Origin of the sequence: Streptomyces sp. NPDC058671 (genome assembly GCF_042716475.1) — a bacterium.
Lineage (GTDB): Bacteria > Actinomycetota > Actinomycetes > Streptomycetales > Streptomycetaceae > Streptomyces.
The window spans coordinates 177,366-185,842 of the sequence record NZ_JBHXSA010000017.1 but is presented as its reverse complement, the minus strand read 5'-3'; the positions used below and the strand labels follow the sequence as shown (position 1 = coordinate 185,842).

Genomic DNA, 8,477 nt, shown 5'->3' with positions numbered 1-8,477 from the left:
TCCCTGGACACCTCACGAACCACCGGCTGAGCACCTCGCCAGCTCGGCAGGCAGCTCCGCACTCGCATCCGAGATCTTTGCGGGACATCCCTTAGTCAGCAGGTCGGCGCTGTCGCTCGGACCGAGTGCCACCGCCTGGAGGTGCTCGAACATCGATTTGTAGCGCCGGATCTCCGCTTCCGATTCCAGGAACAGATCACCGGCGGGTGTATCGAGGTAGACGAGTTCGGGGTCGTCCGCGTCCGGAAAGTCCATGTGGACGAAGCTGCCGGTCATGCCGACGTGTGCGCCTTTCTCGAACGGGATCACCTGGAATGTGACGTGGGGTTCCGACATGAGGGTCAGCAGGTGGCGTACCTGGCCTCGCATGACGTCACCCCCGCCGACCCGGCGTCTCAAGGCGGCCTCATCCACGATCGCCCAGAGTTGCAGCGGGTCCTGCTTGGTGAGCACGGCCTGTCGCTCCATGCGCGCCTGAACGCGCTGTGCGATCTCCTTCTGGCTGGCCATCGGTAGGACGCCCCTGACGACTTCCGAGGCATAGCGCTCGGTCTGCGCGAGCCCGGGAATGAACAGCGACTCGTAATTGCGGACCGTACGCGCCTCCGCTTCGAAGCCGATGTACGAGGTGTACTCCTCAGGCAATTCCGCATGGTACGGCCGCAGCCAGCCCTGGTCGTTCGAGCCGCTCTGAAGCGCCAACAGGTCCGCTCGCTGGTTCGGGTTGGCCTGGTAGATGTCCAGCAAACTGACAAGAGTCCGCTTTTGAGGCCGGGTTCGTGACCGCTCGATGCGGTAGAGCGTCGCCTCGTTGATCCCGGTCCGTTCGGTGACGTCCTCGCGTGTGAGCCCAGTCTCGGCGCGAAGTTTCCTCAACTCGGCGGCGAGGCGCCGCAATCTGACGGTCGGCGGGCGTGGTCGCTTGTCCGGCACGGTGCGGTCCCTTCTCTGCCGGGCTGGTATCCGCGAGTGTGCGTGGTCCTGCGTCGACGCTCAAATCGATTCGAACGTCAACAGGTATTTTGCAAGGCTTGCATTAGCCAGGGATGCGCGGGCATGCTGTGACCGCGATCACTCACTGTCGCCACTTGGTGACGCGTGGGTGATCTCGTCGGCCTGTGCGTAAACAAGAGACCCCCGCGACCGAGCGACCGGTCCGGGGGCGTGGTCAACGCTTACAGAAGGAGCGTCAACATGAGTAACCCTATCGTCCGCCTTGTCGGGCTGGTCTTGCGGCTGTTACTGCCACCGTCCGGGCGGCGCCGCCGGTGTGGGGCCCCGCCCCCGCCCGTACCGCCCATCCGTAACTGCGCCGCACCGGCGACAACCCCCCTCTGCCGCCCCCGCGTTTCCCTCCTCCGAGGCGAGGACAGCCGGCTCGTCCGCCCCTACCTGGACGACCCCCACGAGGCCGCCCGGCAACGGAGTCGGGCGCAGCGGCAGCGGCGGCGGGCGTTGTGGCTGGCCGTTCATGGCGTCGACGTGGGCCCGCGCTTGATCCACGGCGTGGAGGTGGCCTGATGGGGGCCGTACCCACGAACCCGCGAGGCGACGAAGCCGTCGTGCTGCGCTGGGGGCAGGCCGCCAAGAGCGTGCCGCTCGCCCGGCGGGAGCTGCGCCGGGTACTGGAACGGTGGGAATGGGGCGCCGTCGAGGGCGCCGCCTCGCTCGTGCTCTCGGAGCTGCTGACGAACGCCGTACGCCACGGCAAGGTCCCCGGTCGCGAGATCGAGACGCGCTTCGCCCGCGTGCCGGGCGCCCTCCGCATCGAGGTCCACGACGCGTCCGAGCGACGGCCGTTGACGGCGCTTCCGGTCGACGGCGCCGACGGCGGCTGGGGGCTCCCGCTGGTCGACACCCTCGCCGCGAAGTGGGGCATCGACGACCGGGACGGGCCCGGCAAGCTGGTGTGGGCCGAGCTGTCCGTGGGTGGCGGTGAGCCGTGGTGACGGGCGCCTGCCGCCCGGCCGTGCCGCACCCCCGCCTCTGGGTCCTGCGCCAGGACCCCACGGGCAGCGGCCCGATCACCGAGGCCGAGTGCACGACGTGCCTGGACGGTTCCGGCGCGGCGGACGACGGACGCGGCCCCGCCGTCTGGTGTCTGGCCCACGCGCAGGCGACCGGCCACACCGGCTTCCGCCGTGTCCGTACGGATTTCTTCCGCGCCTCGTGCGACGGGCGGCGAAGGGCTGGCGCCATCGGCTCCTGACACGTGAAGCGGCGGTGCCTCTCGTCCCCGGAGGCACCGCCCCCTCACCCCGCGTGCAGCATCAGCCCGATGCCCACCACCATCAGGCCCGCCGCCGCCATCCTCGGGGTGCCGAAGCGTTCCTTGAAGAAGAGGGCGCCGATGGCCGCGCCCACGATGATCGACGACTCGCGGAGGGCGGCGATCGGGGCCAGCGGCGCCTTCGTCTGGGCCCACAGGACGAGGGCGTACGCCGTGACCGAGAGGGCCGCGCCGAGGAGTCCGCGCTTCGCGTACGGGCGGAGTTGGGGGAGGAGGGCGCCGCGGCGGGTCCAGAGGGCGTACGCGGGGATCACCAGGCCCTCCAGGATCATCAGCCACGCGATGTAACCGAGCGGGGTGCCGGAGGCGCGGACCCCGACGCCGTCGACGACCGTGTACAGCGCGATCGACAGGCCCGTCGCCCCCGCCGCGAGCAGCGCCGGCCAGTGCGGGCGCGCGCCCTCGCCCCGGATGCCCCACAGCGCCAGACCCGTCAGGCCCGCGCACGCCACCGCCACCCCGAGCAACTGCCGGCCGTCCGGCACCTCGTGGAGCAGGACCGCGGCGAGCACGGTCACGACCAACGGGGCCGTGCCCCGGGCGATCGGGTACATCTGGCCGAAGTCCCCGAGGGTGAACGAGCGCATCAGCAGGGCCTGATAGCCGACGTGGAGGAGCGCGGAGGCGATCAGGTAGGGCCACGCCCCCGCCGCAGGGAGCGGTACGAAGAGGGCCGTGGCCAGGCCGATCAGGGCGCCGCCGCCGGTTATCAGGGTGAAGGAGAGCAGTTGGTCCTTCATGTGGTGCGCGAGGGCGTTCCAGCTTGCGTGGGTCACGGCGGCGATCAGGACCGCCAGGGTGACGAGCGGCGTCACGCCGACGGCTCGCGGACATCCGTCGACGTGTCTCCGACGGCCTCGCGGCCGTCCGCCGTCGTGTCTCCGACCGCTCCGCGGCCGTCCGCCGTCGTGTCCCCGGCGGCCTCGCGTACGTCCACCAAGGTCCCGCCCGCGTGCGTCACCAGCGACTTCGGGTCCATCGCGAAGACCGTGTGCGGGTTTCCCGCCGCCGCCCACACCACGTCGTGGTCGAGGATGCCCCGGTCGGCGAGGACCCGGGTCCTCGTCCGGTGCCCGAACGGCGGGACGCCCCCGATCGCGTACCCCGTGGCCTCCCGCACCGCCCTCGCGTCGGCCCGGGTCACCTTCCCCGCGCACAGTTCCCACCGCACCCGCTCGACGTCCACCCGCGAGGCGCCGTCCATCAGGACGAGGACGGGCACCCCGTCGGCGGCGAAGATCAGCGACTTCACGATCTCGGCGACCTCGCAGCCGATGGCCTCGGCGGCCTGCTGGGCGGTGCGGGTCTCGTCGGGGAAGCGGCGGATGTCGACGTCGAGGCCCAGCTCCTCCAGGGCGGCGGCGAACTGGGGGTGTGCGAGGGAGGTGTTGTCAGCGGTCATGGCCCGCACGCTAGCGGTCCGTGTACGGGCCACGCGACCGCGTTTTGGACCCCGGACACCCCCGCCGGGGTGGTTCACCCCGCCTTCAGGACCTTCGCGACCACCGGGCCCGCCGCGTCGCCGCCGTGGCCGCCCTCCTCGACGACCGCCGCCGCCGCGAGGTCGCCCGAGTAGCCGGTGAACCAGCTGTTCGAGGTGGCCTGGCCGTCGACCTCGGCGGAGCCCGTCTTGGCGCCCTTCGGGGAGGGGACGCCGGCCATCGCCTCGGCGCCGGTGCCGTTCGTCGCCGTCGCCTTCATCATCCCGCGCAGCCCCGAGGCGACCTCACGGGAGAGCGGCTCGGCCGTCGCGAACTCCCGGTCGTCGAGGCTCTTCGCCACCAGGTACGGCTGGAGGAAGCCGCCGTTCTTCGCGGTCGCGGAGAGCGAGGCGACGTTCAGGGCGCTCATCGTGATCCTGCCCTGGCCGATGTACGAGGCCGGCGTCTCGCTCCCGGCCGACTGGGGGACGCTGCCGTCCGCCGCCGGGACGCCCACCTGCCAGTTGAGCCCGATGCCGAAGGAGTCGCGGGCGGTGTCGCCGAGGGCGGTGTCCGCGATCTTCTTGTCGGCGAGGGGGCTGATCGCCTTGATGAAGGCGGTGTTGCAGGAGCGGCGGAACGCGTCGGAGAGGGTGCCGTCGGCGATGCTGAACCTGTCGAGGTTCTGGAAGGTCTGACTTCTCGACACGACATCGGGGGGACACTCGACCCGGCCGCCGGGCGTCGCCACCCCCTGCTGCATCATCATCGCCGCCGTCACGATCTTCATCGTGGAACCCGGGGCCTGCTTGCCCAGGAACGCCGTGTTGAAGCCGGCCGCCGGGCTGTTCGCGACCGCCCGTATCGCGCCCGTCGACGGTTCGATCGCCGCCACCGCCGCCTTCCCGTACGCCTTGACCGCCTTCTCGGCCGCCGCCTGGACCACCGGGTCGATGGTGGTCCTCAGGGTGCCCGGCCTGCCCTTCCGCAGGACCAGGACCGTGGTGTCGGGGACGGTCTCGCTGCCCGACTCGATCCACGTCTCGATGCCGGCCGTGCCGCCGGTCTTCGCCCCGTACCGCGTGCGCAGTTCGGCGACGATCGGCGCGAGCGAGGGGTACTTCTCCACCGACAGCTCGTCGCCGTTCCGGTCGAGGGCCTTGACGGACGCGGTCTGCGCCTCGCCCGTACGCAGGGTGCCGGCGGTTGTGGTCAGCTTCGGGTGCAGCACGGACGGCGCCCACTTCACCAGGGGGCGGCCGGTGGTCTGCCCCCGGACGACGGTCAGCTCTGAGGCGTACGACCAGGGCTTCGACACGCCTTCGTACGTGATCGTCGCCTTCACCGTGAACGGCACCTTCGGCCCGACGGCCGGCCCCGGCGTGATGACCGCCTCCGTGACCGCTCCGCCCTCCCGGTAGGCCGCCACGGCGGGCCCCGCCGTGACCGGGTCGTTCGTCAGCTGCCCGGCCTTCTCCGGCTCCCCGGCGGCCCAGGCGACCAGGAAGTCCCGCGCGGTGGCGGTGACCTCGTCGCCGGTGACCGGTCCCGTCCTCGGCGCGGCCTCCGACCGGACCCCCACGGTCTGGTCCCCGCCCGTGACGCCGGTCCACAGGTTGTAGCCCCCGTAGCCGACGCCGCCCGCCACGACGACGAACACGCCCCCGACCAACGCGACCTTGGCTCCACTGCGCATGACTGCGTTCCCCTCCCCAGGTGGCCGTCCAGTCAAGCAGCGGCCCTTCCGTGTGTCGAGCAACTATCGGCACATCCGTCACGTGGGCGGGAGGGGACGTCCGGGACGGTCAGACGGAGACCGGCTCCAGGCCGGAACCGTCGAAGGGCGGGTAGTGCTCGCCGCTCGTGCGCTCGGCCGCGTCGATGTACACGGCGAGAGCGGCGCGCGACCGTGCCAGCTCCTCCATCCGGTCGTCCAGCCGCCGCATCCGCGACCGCATCGCGGTCAGCAGCTCCGGGCACCCGAGCAGCTCCGGCGCCTCCCCGACCGCGCAGGGCAGCAGATACGCGATGTCCTCGGAGGACAGTCCCGCGCCGAGGAGGTGCCGGATCTGCCGCACCCGCAGCACGGCGCCCTCGTCGTACTCGCGGTAGCCGTTCGCGCCGCGCTCGGCGTCGAGGAGGCCCTGGGCCTCGTAGTAGCGCAGCTGATGCGTGTGCACGCCCGTCCGGCGGCTCAGCTCTCCGATCCGCATCGAAGTTCCCCCTCCAACCCTGTTGACCTTCACACCGGTATGAACGTCGACGATGCCGTCATGACCGACAACAACACCACCGCATCCGCTACTCCCGTCACCGTCCTGGGGCTTGGCCTGATGGGCCAGGCACTCGCCGACGCGTTCCTGAAGGCCGGCCACCCCACCACCGTCTGGAACCGCACCGCTTCCAAGGCGGACCGGCTGGTCGCGGGGGGCGCCCGGTCGGCCCCGACGGTCGCCGACGCGGTCCGCGCGGGCTCCCTGACGGTCGTCTGCGTCACCGACTACGCCGCCGTGCGCGACCTGCTCGGCGCGAGCGACGTCGACCTGGCCGGTACGACGCTGGTCAACCTGACCTCGGGCGACTCGGCGCAGGCCCGGGAGACCGCCCGCTGGGCCGGGGAGCGCGGCGCCCGCTACCTGGACGGCGCCATCATGGCCGTACCGCCCGTGATCGGGACAGCCGAGGCGATGATCCTGCACAGCGGGCCGCGGTCCGTCTTCGAGGAGTACGCGTCCACGCTCGGCGCGCTCGGCACCCTCACCCACCTCGGGGAGGACCACGGGCTCGCGTCCCTGTACGACGTCGCGGGACTCGCCATGATGTGGGGCGTCCTCAACGCCTGGCTCCAGGGCACCGCGTTGCTCAGGACGGCCGGCGTCGACGCGGCGACGTACGCGCCGTTCGCCCGGCAGATCGCCGCCGTGGTGGCCGAATGGCTGCCCGGGTACGCCGAACAGATCGACCGAGGCTCCTTCCCGGCCGAGGTGTCCGCCCTGGAGACCGACGCGCGGGCGATGACCCACCTCATCGAGGAGAGCGAGGCGGTCGGGGTCAACGCGGAGCTGCCGAAGCTGTTCAAGGCGATGGCCGACCGGGCGATCGCCGCGGGGCACGGCGCAGAGCAGTACCCCGTCCTGATCGAGGAGTTCACCAAGCCGGCCGACGCCTGACCGCTGTCTCCACAAGAGCACCGGCGCCGGGACCCAGCACCGGCGCCGGGACCCAGCACCGGCGCCGGGACCCAGCACCGGCCGGGACCAGCACCGGCCGGGACCAGCACCGACACCGGCACCGATGACGGGGCCCGCCTAGGATCTCGTGGCATGGCTCAGACAATCCGTAGACATCTCGCCGTGCTCGGCACCGCCTTCCTGGCACTCGCCTCGTCCCTGGTGGCCGCGGGCCCCGCACAGGCCGCCATGCCCTTCGGGCAGGTCGACGCGGCGACCGTCGCAACGTTCCAGTTGCGGGCCGGGAACTCGTTCGCCGAGAACGACGCGGCCATCAAGGCCGTCGAGTCCCAGGGGGCGGTGACCGTCCGCAACGCCACCCAGGTCCTCACCTCCGGCGGGCGCACCGGAAGCAACGGCCTGTGCCACGCCACCGGCCTCTCCGCCTCCCTGAACCCCGGCGGCTTCTGCTGGGACAAGGCCGACGACACCTCCAACTCGTACACGGACGCGGGCGGCTGGACCCCGCAGGGCCTGACCGGTTCCCACGACGCCCAGCCCGACGGCAAGGTGGACGGACGGACCGCCTTCCTGGCGTCCTGGCACTTCAGCCGGGGCATGCAGACCGGCGGCGCCCGCGTCGCCAACGAGTTCAGCCGGGTCAGCCTCGTCAACACCGAGGGCGGGCAGATCCGCTACAACCACCTGCTCCTCGTACGCCCCACCGTCGACGCGAACGGCAAGGGCGGCTTCACCCGCGTCTCCAGCCACAGCGACGGTGTGGTCTGGTACGGCAACAAGCTGTTCGTCGCCAACGGGCGCTGGCTCCAGGTGTACGACCTGCGGCACATCTGGCAGGTCAACTCCAGCACCGAGGCGGTCGGCGTCACCGGCGCGACCTCGTCGGCCCGTTGGAGCAACTACGCGCTGCCGCTGATCGGCGAGTACGTCACGACCGCCGACGGCGGCGCCTGCTCGGTCGGCGACGCCTCCGCCACCGCCCCCAAGGACCGGCCCTGCCTCAACTCCCTGAGCCTGGACCGCACCGGCCAGGACGGCCTGGTGTCCGCCGAGTACAAGCCGGGCGCCGCGGGCGGCCGGGTTATCCGCTGGGCCCTCGACGCCGGCACCGCCCTGCCCTACGGGCACGCCACCGTCGCGTACTCCTCCCCGATCTGGGCCATGCAGGGCGCCGCCACCGACGGCACCAGCTGGTTCCTCGCCGGTGACTGCCCCACCGGAGTGGGCGGCGGCTCCGGCGACCCGTCGGGCGCGCGGTACTCCTGCATCCACAAGGCGGCCGCGAACACGGCCCCGCACGTCCTGACGACCTCGCCCGTCTACACCCAGAACCTGGGATACGCACCGGTGACGGGCCGCGTCTGGGGTCTCAACGAGCGGATCAACTCGACCGACGGGGTACGGGTGGTGTTCTCGATCGACAAGGCGTAGGAGAGAGGAGAACCGAGGGGGGGGGGCCCCCCGGGGCGCCCCCCCCCGGGGGTAAACGTGGGAGAACCACCAGTGCCCCCCCAAACCCCCCCCCCCCCCCGGAATAAGGGTTAGGGGGCCCCCGGTGGTAAGGCCCGAATTAAA

The 8,477-nt window shown here is 71.7% G+C and carries 9 protein-coding genes; 4 read left to right on the top strand and 5 right to left on the bottom strand.

The annotated features are described in order from the left end of the window. Positions 1-12 precede the first annotated feature (12 nt). Positions 13-933: a helix-turn-helix domain-containing protein gene (locus tag ACFWV2_RS22120; RefSeq protein ID WP_384406831.1), complete on the bottom strand. Its 921-nt coding sequence runs from the start codon at positions 931-933 to the stop codon at positions 13-15. 587 nt (positions 934-1,520) lie between these two features. Here ACFWV2_RS22120 and ACFWV2_RS22115 point away from each other — a divergent pair. Continuing rightward, entirely contained in the window at positions 1,521-1,949 is a 429-nt protein-coding gene (locus ACFWV2_RS22115; protein WP_384406829.1) for an ATP-binding protein, read from the top strand. Next, positions 1,946-2,209: a hypothetical protein gene (locus ACFWV2_RS22110; RefSeq protein ID WP_384406827.1), complete on the top strand. Its 264-nt coding sequence runs from the start codon at positions 1,946-1,948 to the stop codon at positions 2,207-2,209. Before ACFWV2_RS22115 ends, ACFWV2_RS22110 begins: the two co-directional genes overlap by 4 nt. A gap of 44 nt (positions 2,210-2,253) precedes the next feature. Here the strand turns inward: ACFWV2_RS22110 and ACFWV2_RS22105 are convergent, their stop codons facing one another. From ACFWV2_RS22105 to ACFWV2_RS22090, 4 genes are all read right to left on the bottom strand, one after another. Then, a complete protein-coding gene (locus tag ACFWV2_RS22105) occupies positions 2,254-3,105 on the bottom strand; it encodes an EamA family transporter (protein ID WP_384406825.1) in 852 nt (283 codons plus the stop codon). Further along, entirely contained in the window at positions 3,102-3,692 is a 591-nt protein-coding gene (locus ACFWV2_RS22100) for a YbaK/EbsC family protein (protein WP_384406823.1), read from the bottom strand. The genes ACFWV2_RS22105 and ACFWV2_RS22100 overlap by 4 nt, the downstream gene beginning before the upstream one ends. Before the next feature lie 74 nt (positions 3,693-3,766). Next, positions 3,767-5,407 carry a penicillin-binding transpeptidase domain-containing protein gene (locus tag ACFWV2_RS22095; RefSeq protein ID WP_384406821.1) on the bottom strand — a complete coding sequence of 547 codons (1,641 nt, stop codon included), beginning with the start codon at positions 5,405-5,407 and terminating at the stop codon, positions 3,767-3,769. 109 nt (positions 5,408-5,516) lie between these two features. After that, positions 5,517-5,924 carry a MerR family transcriptional regulator gene (locus tag ACFWV2_RS22090; protein WP_384406820.1) on the bottom strand — a complete coding sequence of 136 codons (408 nt, stop codon included), beginning with the start codon at positions 5,922-5,924 and terminating at the stop codon, positions 5,517-5,519. 60 nt (positions 5,925-5,984) lie between these two features. Between ACFWV2_RS22090 and ACFWV2_RS22085 the strand changes: the two genes are divergently transcribed. Both ACFWV2_RS22085 and ACFWV2_RS22080 read left to right on the top strand, forming a co-directional pair. Then, complete coding sequence (locus ACFWV2_RS22085; protein WP_384406818.1) at positions 5,985-6,881, top strand: NAD(P)-dependent oxidoreductase; 897 nt, start codon at positions 5,985-5,987, stop codon at positions 6,879-6,881. 153 nt (positions 6,882-7,034) lie between these two features. Beyond that, positions 7,035-8,333, top strand: a complete 1,299-nt coding sequence (locus tag ACFWV2_RS22080) for a hypothetical protein (RefSeq protein WP_384406816.1) — start codon at positions 7,035-7,037, stop codon at positions 8,331-8,333. The last annotated feature ends 144 nt before the right edge of the window (positions 8,334-8,477 follow it).

Excerpts from the sequence above, each read along its gene's own strand:
- ACFWV2_RS22085 (WP_384406818.1), top strand. The coding sequence starts at position 5,985 with ATGACCGACAACAACACCACCGCATCCGCTACTCCCGTCACCGTCCTG.
- ACFWV2_RS22095 (WP_384406821.1), bottom strand. The coding sequence starts at position 5,407 with ATGCGCAGTGGAGCCAAGGTCGCGTTGGTCGGGGGCGTGTTCGTCGTC.
- ACFWV2_RS22090 (WP_384406820.1), bottom strand. The coding sequence starts at position 5,924 with ATGCGGATCGGAGAGCTGAGCCGCCGGACGGGCGTGCACACGCATCAG.
- ACFWV2_RS22080 (WP_384406816.1), top strand. The coding sequence starts at position 7,035 with ATGGCTCAGACAATCCGTAGACATCTCGCCGTGCTCGGCACCGCCTTC.
- ACFWV2_RS22115 (WP_384406829.1), top strand. The coding sequence starts at position 1,521 with ATGGGGGCCGTACCCACGAACCCGCGAGGCGACGAAGCCGTCGTGCTG.
- ACFWV2_RS22100 (WP_384406823.1), bottom strand. The coding sequence starts at position 3,692 with ATGACCGCTGACAACACCTCCCTCGCACACCCCCAGTTCGCCGCCGCC.